Here is a 17,822-nt window from a genome sequence, read left to right as displayed (position 1 = left end):
GCTTGTCTAGAATGACTCCAGATTGATCCCAGCCAAACCTCAACGAACCAATGACGCAGGCCCGACTTCCGGGATCGATCGGCCTTTGCCTGATTGAAGCCGAAGGTTGTGGTGGATGTCGGCCGCGCCGGGGGATAGCCAGCCATGCACGCACAATCCGGACATCGTCCGACCGCAGCGCTGAAAGGCCTGCTGGTTGCGACCGCCGCCGCCCTGGGCATCCTTGCCGCAACCGCCGGCACGGCGCCGGCCGCCGACCCCCCTGCAGCCGGCGACGCCCTGATGGGCCGTGCGCGCGAACTGTTCAAGCCGCTGCCCGCCACCCTGCCGGCGATCCGCAACAATGCGGTCACGCGCGAGAAGATCGAACTCGGCAAGATGCTGTTCTTCGATCCGCGCCTGTCGGCCAGCGGCATCTTCTCGTGCAACAGCTGCCACAATCTGGGGCTCGGCGGCGTCGACGGGCTGGAGACCTCGGTCGGTCATGGCTGGCAGAAGGGGCCGCGCAACGCGCCGACCGTGCTGAACGCCGTGCTGAACGTCGCCCAGTTCTGGGACGGCCGGGCGGAAGACCTGAAGGCCCAGGCCAAGGGTCCGATCCAGGCCGGCGTCGAAATGAACAGCACGCCCGACCGTGTGATGGCCGTGCTGAACAGCATCCCCACCTACAAGGCCAAGTTCGCCGACGCCTTCCCGAACGAGAAGGATCCGGTGACCTTCGACAATGTCGCCATGGCGATCGAGGCGTTCGAGGCGACGCTGACCACCCCAGCCGCCCCCTTCGACCAGTATCTGGAGGGCAAGGCCGACGCGCTGACCGACACGCAGAAGGCCGGGCTGGAGCTGTTCATCGACAAGGGCTGCGCCGGTTGCCACAACGGCGTCAATGTCGGCGGCCACGATTACTTCCCCTTCGGCGTGGTGGCCAAGCCGGGCGCGGAAATCCTGCCGCCGGGCGACAAGGGCCGCTTCGCCGTCACCAAGACCGCCGACGACGAATATGTCTTCCGCGCGCCCACCCTGCGCAACGTCACGCTGACCGCCCCCTATTTCCATTCCGGCAAGGTGTGGGATCTGCGCCAGGCGGTGGCGGTGATGGGGTCGAGCCAGCTCGGCGCCACCCTGTCCGACCAGGAGATCGACAAGATCACCGCTTTCCTGACGACGCTGACCGGCCAGCAGCCGCGCGTCGAGTATCCGCTGCTGCCGGCCAGCACGCCGGCCACGCCGCAGCCCGTGTTCAAGTAAGGAATCGTGTTCAAGTAAGGATTCAGGCAGCGTTCCGCCAAAGAAAAGGCCCTTCCCCACGTCGGCGGGGAAGGGCCTTTTCCATAAGGGCTGCCGCTTATTCGGAGCGGTAGCGCTGGTGGCAGGCCTTGCAGCTGTCGGCCATGGCGCCGAACGCCTTGCCCGTCGCGGCCTTGTCGCCCGAGGCGGCGGCGACCTTCAGCGCCTTGGCGGAGGCCTGCAGATCCTGTGCCTTGGCGGTGAAGTCCGGGAAATTCGCCCAGATCACTTCCTTGGCCGCCGTCTTGCCCTTGTCGGAGCCGGGCGGGAACAGGCCGGGGATCTTGGCGGCGAAGGCGTCGACGCGGTCGGCCACCGGACCGACGGCGGCCAGATCGCCCTTGCCCACCGCGTCCTTGATCTCGCCCATCGCCTTCTTGTAGTCCTCGAACCCGGCCTTGCGGGTCTGGATGACGTCCTGGGCCAGAGCAACGCCGCCGGTCAGCATCAGTGCGGCCGAGGCCGCAAGCACGATACGGGAAAACACGGTTCTTATCCCTTCCTTGAATTAAGTCCCCCAGGCGAAACTTTACACACCGCAAAGCCCAAGCTGTCAAGTGAAGCGGGTATGACGGGGATGCGCCGTCATGCCGTTCATTTGTGCTGTAAGAAATAATGCTGCGCATGATGGCTGCGGGATTTGGTAATACCGCGGGGTCGACCCGCGCACCGCTGGGAATACCCGCGGATTTTTGCGGGTCTGCCGGCCGACGATGCCTCGGTACGGCGCGGCCACAGCGCGGAAAAACCGCGGAACCGGGCGGTTTTCACCGGCCGACCGGCCTTGCAACCGGGGTGGAGCGGAAGTAAGGTCCGGCCTCGCGCCTTCCACCCGGAGGGGCAGGCGTCTCAACGACGTCTCCGCCACACCGTCACCATAGCCCTGAGGGGGCCCGCCGCCATGTCGATTATCGCGTCCCGTCTCTCGCGCATCAAGCCGTCGCCGACCATCGCCGTGACCAACAAAGCCCGCGAGCTGAAAGCGGCCGGTCGCGACGTCATCGGCCTGGGCGCCGGCGAGCCGGACTTCGACACCCCCGACAACATCAAGGCCGCCGCCATCAAGGCGATCGAGTCCGGTGACACCAAATACACCGCGGTGGACGGCACCCCCGCCCTGAAGAAGGCGATCTGCGCCAAGTTCGAGCGCGAGAACGGCCTGAAATACACGCCGGAGCAGATCACCGTCGGCGTCGGCGGCAAGCAGGTGCTGTACAACGCCCTGATGGCGACGCTGAACCAGGGCGACGAGGTCATCATCCCGGCCCCCTACTGGGTCAGCTATCCGGACATGGTGGAGCTGGCGGAAGGCACGCCGGTCTTCGTCTCCTGCCCGGCCGAGCAGGGCTTCAAGCTGCAGCCCGCCGACCTGGAAAAGGCGATCACGCCGAAGACCAAGTGGCTGATCCTGAACTCGCCGTCGAACCCGTCTGGTGCGGCCTACACCCGCGCCGAGATGAAGGCGCTGACCGACGTGCTGCTCAAGCACCCGCATGTCTGGGTGATGACCGACGACATGTACGAACACCTGCTGTATGACGGCCTGGAGTTCGTCACCCCGGCCCAGGTCGAGCCGTCGCTGTACGACCGCACCCTGACCGTCAACGGCGTGTCGAAGTCCTACGCGATGACCGGCTGGCGCATCGGCTATGCCGGCGGCCCGAAGGATCTCATCAAGGCCATCGGCGTGATCCAGAGCCAGTCGACCTCCAACCCGACCTCCATCGCCCAGGCCGCCGCCGTCGAGGCGCTGAACGGTCCGCAGGACTTCATCAAGGAGCGTGGCGAGGTCTTCCGCGAGCGCCGCGATCTGGTGGTGTCGATGCTGAACCAGGCGACCGGCATCAGCTGCCCGAAGCCGGAAGGCGCCTTCTACGTCTATCCGTCCTGCGCCGGCACCATCGGCAAGACGACGCCGGACGGCAAGGTGATCGAGACCGACGAGGATTTCGTCACCTACCTGCTGGAGTCGGAAGGCGTCGCCGTCGTCCAGGGGTCTGCCTTCGGCCTCGCCCCGCACTTCCGCATCTCCTACGCGACCTCGACGGAAGCGCTGGAAGAGGCGTGCAAGCGCATCCAGCGCGCCTGCGGCAACCTGCGCTGACCGCGCCGCTGCGGTGATTGAGTAATACCAGCGGCTTTAGACATTGACCGCTGCCCACGAGCGTGAGGCGATTGAGCGAATGATTTCGGGTGCCTGGGCGAGAGCGTTCCACGCCTCGCAGCAGGCCTCGACGATGGCGGCATAGGAATCGAAGACGCGATGGCTGAGGTGGTTCTGTCGCAGGAACTGCCAGATGTTTTCGACCGGATTGAGTTCCGGGCAATAGGGCGGGAGATGCAGAAGGCTGATGTTTTCGGGCACGACCAGCTTGTCGCCCGGCTGGTGCCAGCCTGCGCCGTCGAGGATGAGCACCGCATGGTGGCCGTCGCTCACTTGGCCGCTGATCTCGGCCATGTGCAGGGTCATTGCCGCGGCGTTGGCCTTGGGCAGGACCAAGGCCGCGGCGGCGCCACGGCTCGGGCAGACGGCGCCGAACAGGTAGGCCCAGCTATGGCGCTGGTCGCGGGGCGCGCGTGGCCGGCTGCCCTTGGCGGCCCACACCCGGGTCAGGGTCCCTTGCTGGCCGACCCGGGCTTCGTCCTGCCACCAGAGCTCCAGCGGCTTGCCGCGGGCGGTGTCGGGGAGGGCGCCGGCAACCAGAGCGGCAAAGTTTTTTTGTGAGCCTCGAGCGCCTCGCCATCCTGCTGAGGATGCTGGGGGCGCACCGACAGGCGACGGAACCCCAGACGGCGCAACAGCCCGCCAACGCTGCGCTCGGCCAGCACCACGCCGAACCGGCGCTCGATCTTGCGGGCCAGATCGCACCGCCGCCACCGAACCACGCCATCCTCGGCGAGGTCCGGACCGGAGCGGACCCAGGACGCCACCTCCGCTTCCTGCTCCGCCGACAGCTTCGGCTTGGCTCCCGGTGCCTTACGATCCCGCAGCCCCGCCACGCCTTGGGCGTTGTAGCGGTGAACCCAATCCCGCAACGTTTGCCGATCCATCCCGCAAGACCGCGCGGCGTCCTCGCGAGATCGCCCCTCCAAAACCAGAGCTAGGGCGAGAAGGCGCCGCGCTACATCCGGATCGCCAAAACGCACCGCCCGCTGGCGCAACTCCGCTGAACTCAGCTCCAGCCGCGTGATCGCAATCGCCGCCATACCCGCCTCCTTCCGAGAGCTGGCAGCGAATCACAGGGCGGACCAAAAGGGAATCCACCGTGACGAGTCACACTTCAAAGCCGCTGGTATAAGGGAAGGGCCGGCGCCGCAAGGGTGCCGGCCCTTTTCGTTTTGGGCTTAAGGAAAGATCATGCGGACGCGGCGGTTGGCTTCGGCCACGTCCGCCTGATCCGCGGCGGCGGCGAACTGGATGTCGCGAGTCTGGTAATCGACCGAACGCAGGGCCGACAGGATGGCCGCACCCCGCACCTTGCCGGCCGCGATGGGCAGTTCGAAGCCGCTGAGCTTGCCGACCTTCGAGGTGATCGGACACAGCATGCACAGCCCGGTCCCGAGATTGAAGGCGTCGGCGGACAGCACCAAACCGTAATGCGGCCCGGTCATCTCGTGGCCCAGAGCCGGCGCCCAGTCCAGATGCACCACATGGCCCATGGCCGGCACATAGCCGTTGCGGGCGAAATTGTCGCCTGGACGCGGCACCTCAGAGCATTTCCTTGCCGGTTGGCGGATCGGACAGGAAGCCGCCGGCCAGCCGGCGGATCTTGTCGGGATCGTAGCCGTCCAGCATGTCCTCCAGCGATTGCGGCCTGTCGTCGCGCGCGGCTTCAAGCATTTCGTCCAGAGCCTCTTCGCGCAGCAGGACGAAGCTCTGGTTGCGCCGCAGGATGCGCACCGGCCCCTCCGCCGCCCTGTCGAGCACCCTGCCGGATGCCTTGTTGAGGTCCGTCGATGACAGTTGGGCGACCACTGGCACGGTCATGGCTCACTCCGCTACGTTCTTTACGTAAGATACGTATGCGGCGGCGGCCCGGCAAGCCCGTGACCGCCGACACGTTCAGCCTGCCGGCCGTGACCGGGTTCCCCCCTATTGCGCCGCCAGCATGTCCTTGCGGATCTCCACCGCGCGGTCGGCGGCCTTGCCCACCACCTCCTGCAGGCGTTCGAATTCGGCGCTGTAGCTGCCGACGCCGAAGGTCAGCGACCGCAGCTCGACGATCAGGTCCTGCATGTCGGCCTGCGGCATGCACGCCTTCACCTCGTCCCAGCCGGGCCAGCCCGGCCGGGCGTCGAAGCCCAGCAGCTGGCCGCGCCGGCCGCTGACCAGACGCTGCACCTTGGGCGTGAAGGCGCTGGGCACCGCGATGGTGACGGTCAGGATCGGCTCCAGCAGCACCGGCTCGCAGGCCGGCAGGGCTTCGGCCATCGCCTGCCGCGCCACCGTCTTGAAGGCCATGTCGGAACTGTCGACGGCGTGGAACTGGCCGCCGGTCAGCCTCACCGCGAAGTCCACCACCGGGAAGCCGAGCGGCCCGCGCACCGCCGCCTCGCGCACGCCGGCCTCCACCGCCGGGATGTACTGGCGCGGCACGGCGCCGCCGACAACCGCATCCTCGAACTGGATGCCGGAGCCGCGCGGCTGCGGCCGGATCTCCACATGGATGTCGGCGAACTGGCCGTGGCCGCCGGTCTGGCGCTTGAAGCGGGCGTGGTGGCTGGTGCTCTTGCGGATCGTCTCCTTATAGGGAACCTGCGGCGGCTGGCCCTTCACCGCGACGTTGAAGCGGCTGCGCAGCCGGTCCATCGCCAGCTTCAGATGCACGTCGCCCTGGCCCCACAGAACCAGCTCCCCGGTTTCGGGCGACTGGTCGAGCGTCAGGGACGGGTCCTCCTCCCGCAGCTTCTGCAGGGCGGCGGACAGCTTCACCTCGTCATTGCGGTTCTCGGCGCGCAGCGCCAGCCCATGCACCGGCGGGGCGGCGGCCGGCCAGTCGGCGGGCGGGCCGAGATTGGCCTTCTCGGTCAGCCGGTCGCCGGTCGCCGCCTTCTCCAGCCGGCCGAGCGCCACGAGATCGCCCGCCGCCGCCTGCGGCACCTTGGTCTGGTCGCGGCCGAACAGCTGGAAGATGCCGGACACCCGTTCTCCGCCCAGCGTCATGCCGTCGGTGACGGTGCCGCGCCAGATGCGGGCAAGGCTGAGCTTCCCGGCATGGGACCCCACCATCGTCCTGACCACCTGGGCCGCCACCGCCGCATCCGACGGGATATCGATGCGGGCGGCGGCGACGCCGACCTCCGGCCCGTCATGGCGCAGGGCCTTCAGCAGGCGGCGGATGCCGTTGTCGTTCTCCGCCGATCCGAAGAAGACGGGAACGATCAGGTCGTCGGCCAGCTCATGCGCCAGCGTCTCGTACAGCTCCGTACTGTCGGGGGCCATATCCTCCAGCAGTTTTTCCAGCAGGGCGTCGTCGAAGTCGGCGGCCGATTCCAGCATCGCCTGCCGCGCCTCCGCCTCCCAGTCGCGGACGCTGTCGGGCAGGGCCACCAGATCGGACGGCTTGTGCGGGTTGAAGCGCCAGGCGCGCTCGCTGACCAGATCGACCAGCCCGGTGATCTGGCCGTTCTCCCGCAGCGGCACCTCGCGCAGGACCAGCTTGCGGGCCGAGACCTCCTGATAGGCGGCGACGACGTCGCGCACCCGCAGGTCGCCCAGCGTGTCGATCTTGTTGATGAACAGCAGATGCGGGATGCGGTGGTCGTCCAGCACCTTGAACAGCGGGGCCAGCAAGACCGCCTTCTCCGGCGCCGCTTCCGCCACCACGATGGCGATGTCGGCGGCCATCAGCGCCGCCTGCGCTTCGCCCGCCAGCTCCACCGAGCCGGGGCAGTCCAGGATCGACCAGCGTTCACCCAGGTAATCGAAGGAGGCGACGTTCAACTCGGTGCTCATCGACCGGGCTTTCGCCTCCGGCGAATTGTCGCCCACGGCGTTGCCGTCGCGCACGCTGCCCTTGCGGGTGACGGCCCCCGCCGCGAACAGCAGGCTTTCGAGCAGCGTCGTCTTGCCGGCGAGATAGGGGCCGACCAGCGCCGCGCAGCGCGCCGTCCGGATTTGCGTATGCGGCATTCACACCTCCCGTGGAAGCTTCGGACCGTCCTGGCCGGGCCGCGCCGGGGATGGGGCGCTGGTGCCGGCCGCTCTGGCGGCCCGTTCGCGTGTGGCTCTAGACAGTCACTTGGAAAACCGGCACGTCCGGGTGGGGCGACGGGCGGCGGCGGACGGGTGCGGGGATGGCGCATCGGGTCCGGGGCCGGCGGAACGCCCGCATCGGACTTTCGATGCTCCACCCGATCAGCGCGGCTGTCGATGGAAAAAAGGGGCGGCAAACCGTCACGCAGCCGCGGGCGGCGCCGGGGATCCGGCAGGCTCGGCGCGGCGGGGGAGAGGCGTTCGATGCGTCGATAGGCCGCATCTGTGGACAGCGGCCGTTCCGGATCCGGTGCCGATGGCGACCCTGCGCGGATAAGGCGTTTGGATTCAAAGGAGTACGTTTTAAAAGTGTGTGGATCGGGAGGTTTGTGGAAATATTGCTATGTCGCAATGCAGTATGACCGTGTCGAAATAGGACGGACAAATGCATGAAACCTTCTGCTAGTAGCTTGATCGGAATACGGCTGCGCGCGGAAGCGGCGACGGCCGGACAACAATCTGCGGGCCGTCCGGCGTCCGCCGGCTGGCCTCCATTCCTTGGGGATAGAGCACATGCACCTGTGGTTTCGTTTGCTGGTGGCCGGCCTGATCGCCGCCGGGACTGCCGTTTCCGCCCCGATGCCCACCCCCGCCCTGGCCCAGACGGCCAAGCCGACCCAGGAGGACGCGAAGTCCATCACCCTGAAGGCGGCGGAGCTGATCGCCGCCCAGGGACTGGACGAGGCCGCCAAGGCCTTCAACGCCGACGGTCCGTTCAAGTACGGCGAGATCTACGTCAACGTCATCGACTTCGCCGGGGTGTGGAAGGTTTATCCGCCGCGTCCGGCCGGCGTCGGTCAGAGCGTCATCAACGTCAAGGACCCGGATGGCCGTTTCATCGTCCAGGACGTGCTGGCCGTCGCCAAGGACAAGGGCGAGGGCTGGGTCGAGTATCGCTGGCTGAACCCCGCCAGCAACAAGATCGAGCCGAAGATCACCTACGTGAAGCGCGTGCCCGGCCAGGATCTGGTCGCCTATGTCGGCATCTACAAGTGACGACGGCGAATGACGGCCGCCGCGTCCGGCGGTGACCGTACGGCGACGTTGATGGGGGAGTGGGGATGAGCGGCGGTGTCTTTGCGCGTCTGTCGGGCCTGTCGGTGGCGGGCCGGGTGTTCGCGGCACCCCTGATGGGGATCGTCCTGACGGTGGCGGCCCTGGTCCTGGCCGACCGTGAATCGGAGCAGGCGCTCGGCGCCGTGGACGGCATCCACAGCGAGGCGGCGGAGCGTCTGGGCCGCATCGACCGGCTGGTCGCCATCGCCTATGTCATCCACAGTGACGTGTCGCGGCATCTGGCCCTGTCAGGGTCGGGGATCGAAGAGGCGAAGCTCCAGGCCATGCGCGACGCCATCGCCGCCAACCTGGGCAAGGCGCGCAGCGCGATCGCGGAGCTGCGCGCCATTCCGCTGGCCGAGGCGGAGCGGGCGATGCTGGACGAGGTGTCGGTCCGGCTCGGCGCCTATGCCAAGGCGGTGGACGAGATGAACCAGATGGCGGCCATCGACCGCCTGATCGGCATCCCGATGATGGCCCACACCGACGCCCAGTTCGACGCCCTGACCGCCAAGGTGATGGAGACGCAGGCCGCCATCGGCCGCTCCACCTCCGCCGCCACCCAGGCCACCCGCGATGCCACCGCCGCGGCGCGGCGCGACTTCGCGCTGGTCATGGGCGGGCTGCTGCTGGCGATGATGGCGGCCGGGCTGGTGCTCGCCCGCTCCATCACCAGGCCGTTGCAGCAACTCTCGCGCACCACCACGGAGCTCGCCGCCGGAAAGCTGGACGGCGTGGTCGAGGGCGGCTGGATGCGCAACGAGATCGGCGCCATGGCCCGCGCGCTGGAGGTGTTCCAGACCAACGCCCGCGAGGTGGAGCGGCTGACCGCCGACCAGCAGCGCCAGAAGGCGGAGGCCGAAGCCGAAAAACACCGCGCCATCCAGGAGCTGGCCGACCTGTTCGAGGCCCGTGTGGCGGAGGTGGTTCAGCAGGTGGGGGCTGGCGCCCATCAGGTGCGCAGCAACGCCGCCGGCATGCTGGAGCGCGCCGACAGTGCCAACCGGCAGGCCGCCACCGTCGCCGCCGCCAGCGCCCAGGCGGGCTCCAGCGTCCAGACCGCCGCCGCCGCGACGGAGGAGATGTCGGCCTCCATCGCCGAGATCGGCGCCCAGGTCCGCCGCTCCTTCGACATGGTGCGCGGTGCCGTGCGTGCGGTGGAGGAGACCAACGGCCATGTCGTCGGCCTGTCCGACGCCGCCCACCGCATCGGCGAGATCGTCGGTCTGATCAACTCCATCGCGGCGCAAACCAATCTGCTGGCGCTGAACGCGACCATCGAAGCCGCGCGGGCGGGGGAGGCCGGCAAGGGCTTCGCCGTGGTGGCGAGCGAGGTGAAGAACCTCGCCAACCAGACGGCCAAGGCCACCGAGGACATCGGTACCCAGATCGCAACCATGCAGCAGGTGACCGGCGCCGCTGTCACCGCCATCCGCGGGGTGGGCGAGACGGTGGTCGGCATCGACGAGATCGTCGGGTCCATCGCCGGCGCCATGGAACAGCAGGCCGCTGCGACCGAGGAAATCACCCGCAACGTGCAGGAGGCCGCCGCCGGCACCAGCGACGTGTCCCGCACCATCACCACCGTATCCGCCAGCGCAAGCGAGACCGGCACCGCCGCCGGCGAGGTCCTGCGCGCGGCGGAGCTGCTCGACGGGCAGGCGGTGACGCTGAGCCGTGAGGTCAAGCACTTCATCGGCCGGCTGCGGGCGGGCTGAGGAACGCCCGTTCCGCCATTCACCTTCCGTTGGTCTGCCATGCCTTCCGCGAGGATTGGCCGCGAAGATTGGTCGCATCAGCCTTGAAACCATTCGCCCGCGCCCAAGCTGATGTGCGGGGACGGTGGGGTGGCGGCCGGTGACGGCCACGCCGATGCCGGGGTATGATGCAGGACCGAACAAGAAGGATCGAACCATGAAGATCGACATCGGGATCTCGGACGAAGACCGCAAATCCATTGCCGAAGGGCTGAACAAGGTTCTGGCCGACACCTTCGCGCTCTATATCAAGACCCATTCGTTCCACTGGAACGTCACCGGGCCGATGTTCAACACGCTCCACACCATGTTCATGACCCAGTACACGGAGCTGTGGACTGCGCTGGACGAGATCGCGGAGCGCATCCGCGCGCTGGGGTATCCGGCGCCGGGCAGCTTCTCGCAGTTCGCGGAGCTGGCCTCGATCAAGGAGGAAGTGGGCGTTCCGAAGGCGAACGACATGATCCGCCAGCTGGTCGAAGGCCACGAGGCCGCCGCCCGCACCATCCGCAGCGTCTTCCCGGCGGCCGAGCAGGGCAGCGACGAGCCGACCGCCGACCTGCTGACCCAGCGCCTGCAGATCCACGACAAGACCGCCTGGATGCTGCGCAGCATGCTGGAGTAGTCGCGGGAGCGTCTTCCTGGCACGCGTTCGAACGGAAAGGGCCTCCCCGTCCATGGATGGGGAGGCCCTTTCCGTTCGGGCTCCGGCCGCGTCCCGCCTTACGCCGCGTTCCTGGCCTGCTGGCGGATCGGCAGTTTGGGGATGGTCAGGGTGAAGATGGTGCCGCTGTCGCGCTCGATCTTCAGGGTGGCGCCGGCCTGATGCGACAAGGCCTGCACCAGGTTCAGGCCCAGCCCGCTGCCGGCGCCGCCGCGGCTCGGCCGCTTGTGCTGGCTCGGCATGCCGGCGGGCAGGCCGACGCCGTTGTCGCGCACGATCAGCCGCATTCCGTTTTCCTCGCGCTCCAGCATCACGCGCACGGTGCCGGGATGGCCGTGCGGGAAGGCGTGCAGCAGGGCGTTCGACACGAGTTCGCTGGTGGCGATGGCCAGCGGCGTGGCGCGGTCGGCATCGACGATCCAATCCTCCGTCTCCAGCTCCAGCCGGGCGGCGGTCGGGTTGTCGGAACGCACCAGCCCGTCGCACATCTGGCGCAGCGCTTCGGCGAAGTTGATGTGGGCCGGCTCGTCGGACCGGTGGAGCAGTTCGTGCAGCAGGCTCATGGTCTGGATGCGGCGCAGGCTCTCGTCGAAGCCGCGGCGGGCCTGCTCGTCGATGCGGGCCGCCTGCAGGCGCAGCAGGCTGCAGATGACCTGAAGGTTGTTCTTCACCCGGTGCTGGACCTCCTTCAGCAGCACCTCCTTGTCGGTCACTGCGGCTTCCAGCTGGGCATTGGCGCGCTCCAGCTGGGCGGTGCGCTGGTGGACATGCTCCTCCAGCGTGTCGTAGGCGTGCTGAAGGGCGTCCTCCGCCTCGCGCTCGCGCCGGGCCCGCTGGATGGCGAGCGCGCCGATCACCGCCACGGTGGCGCAGGCCGCCGCGGCGAAGGCGGCGTAGATCCACAGCCGCTCCGTCCAGCGCTGCAGAACGCTGCCGGTGGCGATGGTCACCACCGTCGACAGGCCGGTGTCGCCGATCGGGCGCGTCACGGTGATGTCGTCGGCGTGGCTTGCCGTGTTGTCGTCGCCCTTGCGCCCGCCCATGGTGCCGCCGCCCTCCGGCTCGCGCAGCAGCGGCGTGCCGTCCGGCTTCAGGATGGAGATGCTGTGGCCATAGCCGACGTCGAGCGCGCGGTAGACGTCGCGGAAGGCCCGGGCGTCCAGCCCGGCGACCGCCCAGCCGCGCGGCGCGCTGCCGGGAAGCGGCTGCGCCAGCGTGACCACCGCCCGGCCGCCCATGCGGCCGTCGCCGATGGCGCGGCCATCGGGCCGCAGTGCCGGTGAGGCGGCAGGGGGCGCATCCGGCAGGCTGGACAGGCGCAGGGCGCCGGAAGCGTCGCGGATCTCCAACCCCACCATGTGCGGAGTGCTGGCCGCCAGCAGGGCCATGCGGTCACGCGTCGCCCGGTCGTCGGGCAGCGGCGTGCCGGTCGTGCCGGCCAGCGTCGCCGTCTGGGTCAGCAGCAGGTCGCCGGTCTCGATCAGGCGGGCGGCATGCTCCGCCGCCAGCAACCCGATGTTGCCGGCGACCCCGGTCGCCTGCTGCACCGCCTCGTTGCGGTCGCGCCAGGCGAAGACGGCCGACAGCCCGACGGTCAGCAGAACGGCCGCCGTGCAGGCGATCAGGACCAGCGCCGAACCGGGCAGCCGGTAGAGCGGGGAGGATTGGGAACGCAGCGCGCGCAACGGCATCGTGTCGGAAACCATGTGGGGGGTGCGGCCATTCATGCTTGGCCGGAAACGGTAACACCGCCCGGCGGGTGACTGTTCCGCCGAACGCTACCCGTGTTGAAGCGGCAGCGGCCACCACCTATTGCGAGGTGCCGACAAAGTCATCCTGCTTTGTCGGGTGGAATGGCGGATATCCGGAGGATGGTGTTATGCGGATCGACGGGACGGCCTATCGCACCATCTGGTCGGAAGGCGGGGGAAGCGTCGCCATCATCGACCAGACCCGGCTGCCGCATGATTTCGCCGTCGTCCGCCTGACCGGCCTGGAGGAGGCCGCCCACGCTCCCATCGAGGAGCGCGACGGGCTGCTCGGGCTGTTTCCGGAACGGGCCTAGGCCGACAGGCGGGGAAGGAGAAGCGTCAGCGGCGGTCGGCGAGCAGCCGCCGCCACAGCGGCTGCGGCGTGTCTTCCGCATTCTTGGCATCGAGCCACTGGTCCGCCAACTCGCGGACCTGCCAGTCGCCGAGAAAGCGCTCGCAGTCGATGGCGGTGTAAAGGCGCACGCGCTTTTTCCCCAGCCTTTCGAAATAATCCAGCGTTCTTTGGCGGTCGATGTCTTCCATGGGCCCCAATGAAACGGAGATTGTGGACGGTCCATACCAGCTGTTTGTCCGCACTCCGGATATTGGAAGAAGCCCCCTGCCTGTGCAACTGTCCCTTCGTCGCGGTTCCATCCCCCGGAAGGGGTGGAGCCTGTCCCCCTATCGGGAGTCGGCGTCGAGGCGTCCGGTATGGACCGCGACATCCGACAGCGGAATGCCGGCCTGGGCCGCCGCCCGCTCCAGAGACTGGCGGTCGGGCCAATAGAGTCGGCCGCCGACCTCCGTCAGCACACCCTGCCGCTTGATCACCCACAAGCCGCTGAATGCCATCTCGATGATCCGGCCCATCGGCGGGGAGTGGGTGGAGGATCGGTTCCGGTCGGGTGGGCGGCTGTCGTCATAGTGCTTTTCGTCGAACATCATCTCTACTCTTCCCTGTGCCGGCCTTTCATCGCGTGGCTTCGAAATGCCAGCGCAAGGAGCCGATCTCTGTCTCCCCATGAGCACGATGCTTCAGAGGGAAGGCAAGGTCGTAACCAATTCGCGGCCGGATTTCATTCGGAAAGTTGTAATTATTTGTCGGCTAACAAAAACAATTCAAATGGTCTTACCACACCATTTGGTAACCATACTTTGATTGGGGAAAATCGGCCCGGCCGGCTTGGGGAAGTCTTGTCGTTCATTCCCCGTCGTCTTCGTTGATCGCTGTAACGCGAACGATGTGCCCCGCATCGAACGGGTGAGGTCGTTACCCCGAAATGGTCACAGCAGCGCAAGGCGCGGCTCACCAAACATAAGCATGGCCGCAGCGACAGCCCGAGAGAGGCACCCGGCGGCCAAGCCTTTTTTTGAAGGAAGAGAGCGATGAAGACGACCATGGGGACAGTCATCACCAGGGCCACCAACCGGACCGCCAGCAGGGCCACCACCGGGGCGACGGTGCTGCTGATCGGTGCGGCCCTGCTCGGCGGCTGTTCGAACCTGAACCACCGCGAAAACCGTGCCCTGACCGGCGGCGCGATCGGTGCTGCCGGCGGTGCGGCCATCGGCGCGGTTACCGGCGGCAGCGCCATCTATGGCGGGTTGCTGGGCGGTGCGGCCGGCGCCGCGGTCGGCGCCCTGACCGCGGACGAGGGCAAGAAGCACCGCCGCTGACGAATCGATGGCGGGCGGCCCGGGGCATGGTGTCGCCGCCCGCTTGGGCGCTCACTCGTCCTCGTCGTCCTCGAACTGGTCGAGGCTCAGCGACCGGACCTCGGTGCTGGGGTTCGGGGCCGGGGGCGCGGCGGGCGGCATGCCGGCGGGGCGGGGCGGCGCCGGACGGGCGACGCTGCGGCCGGCGGGCAGATGGGCGTTGGGGCCCTTCAGCGGGCTGTTCAGCGTGCCGCGCGGGCCGATGCTGGGCTCGTCGCCGAAATCGGGCAGTGGCGGAATGCGGTCCATCACGCGGCGGATCAGGGCGGCGATGCGGTCGGTCTCGGCACGCAGGGCCTGCCCGCGCTCCCCCTCATAGAGTGGATCGTCGAGGAACTTGCGGATTTCCAGGACGCCGCGCAGTTCCACCCCGCACATCTCGTGGGTGCCGATGGGCAGGGCCTTCACTCGGGCGAAGCTGGAGAAGAAGCCGGCGCTGCCCTCCACGAACTGGACCACCATGCGGGCGTGCAGACGTTCCAGCGCGGTGGTCATGGGATCGATCAGATCCTCCATCTCCTCCGGCGCGGCGTCCAGCCGTTCCTGCGCCAGGGCGGCAAGCGCGAAGAAGTCGCGCACGCGCCGGCTGAAGCGGCGGTAGCGGGCCAGCCCGCCGACCGACACCCGCTCGCGCGCCGTCTGGGCAAGCTCCGCCGACTGCTTCAGCATGGCGTCGAGCCGCATCAGCAGCGTCGCGATCTCGCGCTGGCGCTGGGCCGCGCTGCGGCCGGGCGAGGGGGCCGGCGGGGCGGCCGGGCGGCGGGGTGGGTTGGAACGCATCATGCCGGTACGGGGTGGCTCCTCTGCTGTCCGCGACCCTGCGCCGGGCCTCTGCCGATCACACTCTAGAGTCTGTCTGGTGCTTATTGAAGCACCAGACAGACTCTAAGCTTATGGTTTTCCGTGTGATTCACGGTTCAAGCGTTTCCGCTCGAACCGATCACACTCTAGCGCTGGGTGCGGACGGTCACCGACTTTTGCCCGCCGTTGCGCACCACCGTCAACTGCACCGGCGTGCCGACGCGCAGAAGACCGATGCGGTTGCGGAAATCGGTGGCGCTGCGGATGGCGCGGCCGTCGACCGCCACCACCACGTCGCCGCTGCGCAGGCCGCCGCTGTCGGCGGGCGATCCGCGTTCGATCTTGGCGATCAGCGCGCCCTCGTCGCCCTTAAGGTTCAGGCTTTCCGCCAGATCGGGCGTCAGGTCCTGGATGGCGACGCCCAGCCGGCCGCGCCGCACCTCGCCATATTCGCGCAGCTGTTCCATCACCGAGCGGACGATGGTGACCGGAACGGCGAAGCCGATGCCGACCGAGCCGCCGGCCGGACCGATGATGGCGGTGTTGATGCCGATCAGCTCGCCCTGGAAATTGACCAGCGCGCCGCCGGAGTTGCCGGGGTTGATCGAGGCGTCGGTCTGGATGAAGTCCTCGTACCCCTCGATCTTCAGCCCGCTGCGGCCGAGCGCGGAGACGATGCCGGAGGTCACGGTCTGGCCCAGCCCGAACGGGTTGCCGATGGCGACGACGAAATCGCCGACCTTGGCGCGGTCCGAGTCGCCGAGCGGCAGGGCGGTCAGGCTCTCCGCCTTGATCTGCAGCAGCGCGATGTCGGTGGCGGCGTCGCGGCCGATCAGCTTGGCGCGCAGGCGGCGGCGGTCCTTCAGCGTGACGGCGATCTCCTGCGCATTCTCCACCACATGGCTGTTGGTGACGACATAGCCGTTGGCGGCGTCGACGATCACGCCGGACCCGGCGCTGACCTGCGGCCGGCCCTGCGGCATCTGGTCCGGCAGGTTGAAGAAGCGGCGGAAGAAGGGATCGCGCAGCAGCGGGTTTTCCGCCTGGGGAGCCTGGCTCAGCACCGAGATGTTGACCACCGCCGGGGTCACCTGCTCCAGCATCGGGGCGATGGTGCCACCGCCGCCGACCGCACCCAGCGGCAGCGCCGCCGCGGCTGGCGACGTGCCCAGCCCGAGCACGGAGCCGGCCCGGCCCAGTGCCGAATCGGCCGGTGCGACCAGCGCGCCGCCGGCAAGCGCAGCCATCCCGACCGCAGCCGCAAACACCACCGGACGCACCACCGCTTTCATGGCTTCTTCCTTTCTTGGAGGGGAATTTCTGTCAAAGACCGTTACGAACCGGGGCTGATTTGGGGCAAAAAGCAAGGGGGTTCAAGCCTGTCCGTCCCCCGGCGCCTTCGGCATCCGCCGGCACTCCGATCCGTTCGGAAGAATGATAGCGTGGCGGCGGCGGAAACTCCCGGTAAAGAAATTCGGTGGTATAGGACAGGGCTGGCGCAGTCCCCGGCATGGCGGGAAGGCGTGGCTGCTGGACAAGGCGGGTTGAGCGCAATGAGCGGCGGGTCACTGCTCGAACTGACCGAGCAAGAGTATCTGCAGATGGAGGAGGCCCTGTCGCAGACGGCGCGGGGTCGCGCCTTCCTGCGCATGCGCGACCGGCGCAGCCGCGTCGTCGCCTCCGACGATTTCCAGCGGCTGGTGGATAAGCTGGAAACCCAGGTCGACCGGCTGAGCGGCGCTTCTCCCAGCGCATTCGCCGCCCTGGCGCCGGGCGAGGATCCGCGCATCCAGCAGGAACTGACCGCCATCACCCAGGTGGTGCGCGAGGCGCGCAGCGACATCGCCGCGCTGAAGGCCACCGACACCGGTTCCAACCGGATCGAGGCGGCGACCGGCGAGTTGGACGAGATCGTCGCCGCCACCGAACGCGCCACCACCGATATCCTGAACGCGACGGAGAAGATCCAGGAAATCACCATGTCGATCCCGCGCGACGACGACGATCTGGCCGAGCGGATCGACGCGATCGAGGCGTGGTGCATCGAGATCATGACCGCCTGCTCCTTCCAGGACATCACCGGGCAACGCACCACCAAGGTCGTCAACACGCTGCGCTACATCGAAGAGCGCGTGAACACGATGATCGAGATCTGGGGTGTAGAGCGTCTGGCGGTGGCCGAACAGCATGCCCCCGGCGAGGTCGCCTCCCACCGCAAGATGGGCGACACCCGTCCCGACGCGCATCTGCTGAACGGCCCGCAGCTGGGCGGGCCGGAGGTCAGCCAGGACGCCATCGACGCGCTGTTCGCCAGCGTGCCCGAGGTGGCGGAACGGGCGGAGCCGCTGCCGGCCGGCGTGGAGCCCTCTCCGCCGCCACCCCCGCCTCCACCACCACCACCTCCTCCCCCTCCCCCGCCTCCACCCGTTGCGAAGCCGGCCCCGCCGCCGCCCCCGCCGCCTGCCGATACCGGCGGCGGCGATGGCGGCGGTGCGATCTCCCAGGCCGACATCGACGCCCTGTTCGCGTGACCG

The 17,822-nt window shown here is 68.3% G+C and carries 17 protein-coding genes and 1 pseudogene; 8 read left to right on the top strand and 10 right to left on the bottom strand.

The window, feature by feature from the left end; translation table 11 throughout:
* The first annotated feature begins 144 nt into the window (after window positions 1–144).
* Window positions 145–1,248: a cytochrome-c peroxidase gene (locus AZOLI_RS12210; protein ID WP_014248959.1), complete on the top strand. Its 1,104-nt coding sequence runs from the start codon at window positions 145–147 to the stop codon at window positions 1,246–1,248.
* 97 nt (window positions 1,249–1,345) lie between these two features.
* On the opposite strand, the gene AZOLI_RS12205 is transcribed toward AZOLI_RS12210, so the two are convergent.
* Window positions 1,346–1,774 carry a c-type cytochrome gene (locus AZOLI_RS12205; protein WP_014248958.1) on the bottom strand — a complete coding sequence of 143 codons (429 nt, stop codon included), beginning with the start codon at window positions 1,772–1,774 and terminating at the stop codon, window positions 1,346–1,348.
* Window positions 1,775–2,188: 414 nt separating this feature from the next.
* Here AZOLI_RS12205 and AZOLI_RS12200 point away from each other — a divergent pair, with 414 nt between their 5' ends.
* Window positions 2,189–3,391 (top strand): aspartate transaminase, encoded by a 1,203-nt coding sequence (locus AZOLI_RS12200; RefSeq protein WP_014248957.1) that lies wholly within the window; start codon window positions 2,189–2,191, stop codon window positions 3,389–3,391.
* A gap of 36 nt (window positions 3,392–3,427) precedes the next feature.
* Here the strand turns inward: AZOLI_RS12200 and AZOLI_RS31115 are convergent.
* The 4 genes from AZOLI_RS31115 to AZOLI_RS12175 all read right to left on the bottom strand — a co-directional run bounded on the left by AZOLI_RS31115 (window position 3,428) and on the right by AZOLI_RS12175 (window position 7,420).
* Window positions 3,428–4,494, bottom strand: a protein-coding gene (locus tag AZOLI_RS31115) for an IS630-like element ISAli3 family transposase (RefSeq protein WP_076611116.1) whose coding sequence is annotated in 2 segments (ribosomal slippage) — window positions 3,428–4,008 and window positions 4,008–4,494 — 1,068 coding nt in all. Because the reading frame shifts where the segments join, the coding sequence is not laid out codon by codon here.
* Between the two features lie 138 nt (window positions 4,495–4,632).
* The gene (locus AZOLI_RS12185; RefSeq protein WP_014248956.1) at window positions 4,633–4,995 is read right to left on the bottom strand and encodes a type II toxin-antitoxin system PemK/MazF family toxin; all 363 of its coding nucleotides are present in this window, start codon (window positions 4,993–4,995) and stop codon (window positions 4,633–4,635) included.
* Window position 4,996: 1 nt separating this feature from the next.
* Window positions 4,997–5,275, bottom strand: coding sequence for a hypothetical protein (locus AZOLI_RS12180; RefSeq protein WP_014248955.1), 279 nt, complete (start codon window positions 5,273–5,275; stop codon window positions 4,997–4,999).
* 105 nt (window positions 5,276–5,380) lie between these two features.
* On the bottom strand, window positions 5,381–7,420 hold the full coding sequence (locus AZOLI_RS12175; RefSeq protein ID WP_014248954.1) for an elongation factor G: 2,040 nt from the start codon (window positions 7,418–7,420) through the stop codon (window positions 5,381–5,383).
* Window positions 7,421–8,056: 636 nt separating this feature from the next.
* Between AZOLI_RS12175 and AZOLI_RS12170 the strand changes: the two genes are divergently transcribed.
* The 3 genes from AZOLI_RS12170 to AZOLI_RS12160 all read left to right on the top strand — a co-directional run bounded on the left by AZOLI_RS12170 (window position 8,057) and on the right by AZOLI_RS12160 (window position 10,981).
* The gene (locus AZOLI_RS12170) at window positions 8,057–8,539 is read left to right on the top strand and encodes a cache domain-containing protein (protein WP_044550108.1); all 483 of its coding nucleotides are present in this window, start codon (window positions 8,057–8,059) and stop codon (window positions 8,537–8,539) included.
* Window positions 8,540–8,604: 65 nt separating this feature from the next.
* Window positions 8,605–10,317 (top strand): methyl-accepting chemotaxis protein, encoded by a 1,713-nt coding sequence (locus AZOLI_RS12165; protein WP_014248953.1) that lies wholly within the window; start codon window positions 8,605–8,607, stop codon window positions 10,315–10,317.
* Window positions 10,318–10,513: 196 nt separating this feature from the next.
* Complete coding sequence (locus AZOLI_RS12160; protein WP_014248952.1) at window positions 10,514–10,981, top strand: Dps family protein; 468 nt, start codon at window positions 10,514–10,516, stop codon at window positions 10,979–10,981.
* 98 nt (window positions 10,982–11,079) lie between these two features.
* Here AZOLI_RS12160 and AZOLI_RS12155 read toward each other — a convergent pair whose 3' ends face one another.
* Window positions 11,080–12,726 carry a sensor histidine kinase gene (locus tag AZOLI_RS12155; RefSeq protein WP_014248951.1) on the bottom strand — a complete coding sequence of 549 codons (1,647 nt, stop codon included), beginning with the start codon at window positions 12,724–12,726 and terminating at the stop codon, window positions 11,080–11,082.
* A gap of 173 nt (window positions 12,727–12,899) precedes the next feature.
* On the opposite strand from AZOLI_RS12155, the pseudogene AZOLI_RS12150 reads away from it, so the two are divergent.
* Window positions 12,900–13,028, top strand: a pseudogene (locus AZOLI_RS12150) (S-methyl-5-thioribose-1-phosphate isomerase); the annotation flags it as partial.
* A gap of 82 nt (window positions 13,029–13,110) precedes the next feature.
* Here the strand turns inward: AZOLI_RS12150 and AZOLI_RS12145 are convergent.
* Both AZOLI_RS12145 and AZOLI_RS12140 read right to left on the bottom strand, forming a co-directional pair.
* Window positions 13,111–13,254 carry a hypothetical protein gene (locus tag AZOLI_RS12145; protein ID WP_014248949.1) on the bottom strand — a complete coding sequence of 48 codons (144 nt, stop codon included), beginning with the start codon at window positions 13,252–13,254 and terminating at the stop codon, window positions 13,111–13,113.
* Between the two features lie 198 nt (window positions 13,255–13,452).
* Window positions 13,453–13,716 carry a hypothetical protein gene (locus AZOLI_RS12140; protein WP_014248948.1) on the bottom strand — a complete coding sequence of 88 codons (264 nt, stop codon included), beginning with the start codon at window positions 13,714–13,716 and terminating at the stop codon, window positions 13,453–13,455.
* 441 nt (window positions 13,717–14,157) lie between these two features.
* Here AZOLI_RS12140 and AZOLI_RS12135 point away from each other — a divergent pair, with 441 nt between their 5' ends.
* The gene (locus AZOLI_RS12135) at window positions 14,158–14,448 is read left to right on the top strand and encodes a hypothetical protein (RefSeq protein ID WP_014248947.1); all 291 of its coding nucleotides are present in this window, start codon (window positions 14,158–14,160) and stop codon (window positions 14,446–14,448) included.
* A 51-nt stretch (window positions 14,449–14,499) separates the two neighbouring features.
* Here the strand turns inward: AZOLI_RS12135 and AZOLI_RS12130 are convergent, their stop codons facing one another.
* Both AZOLI_RS12130 and AZOLI_RS12125 read right to left on the bottom strand, forming a co-directional pair.
* Entirely contained in the window at window positions 14,500–15,270 is a 771-nt protein-coding gene (locus tag AZOLI_RS12130; protein WP_014248946.1) for a hypothetical protein, read from the bottom strand.
* Window positions 15,271–15,434: 164 nt separating this feature from the next.
* Window positions 15,435–16,580, bottom strand: coding sequence for a Do family serine endopeptidase (locus AZOLI_RS12125; RefSeq protein ID WP_014248945.1), 1,146 nt, complete (start codon window positions 16,578–16,580; stop codon window positions 15,435–15,437).
* A gap of 261 nt (window positions 16,581–16,841) precedes the next feature.
* On the opposite strand from AZOLI_RS12125, the gene AZOLI_RS32975 reads away from it, so the two are divergent.
* Window positions 16,842–17,819: a hypothetical protein gene (locus AZOLI_RS32975; protein ID WP_014248944.1), complete on the top strand. Its 978-nt coding sequence runs from the start codon at window positions 16,842–16,844 to the stop codon at window positions 17,817–17,819.
* The last annotated feature ends 3 nt before the right edge of the window (window positions 17,820–17,822 follow it).

The organism is Azospirillum lipoferum 4B (assembly GCF_000283655.1).
GTDB lineage: Bacteria > Pseudomonadota > Alphaproteobacteria > Azospirillales > Azospirillaceae > Azospirillum > Azospirillum lipoferum_C.
This window is presented reverse-complemented; position numbering and strand designations above follow the sequence as displayed.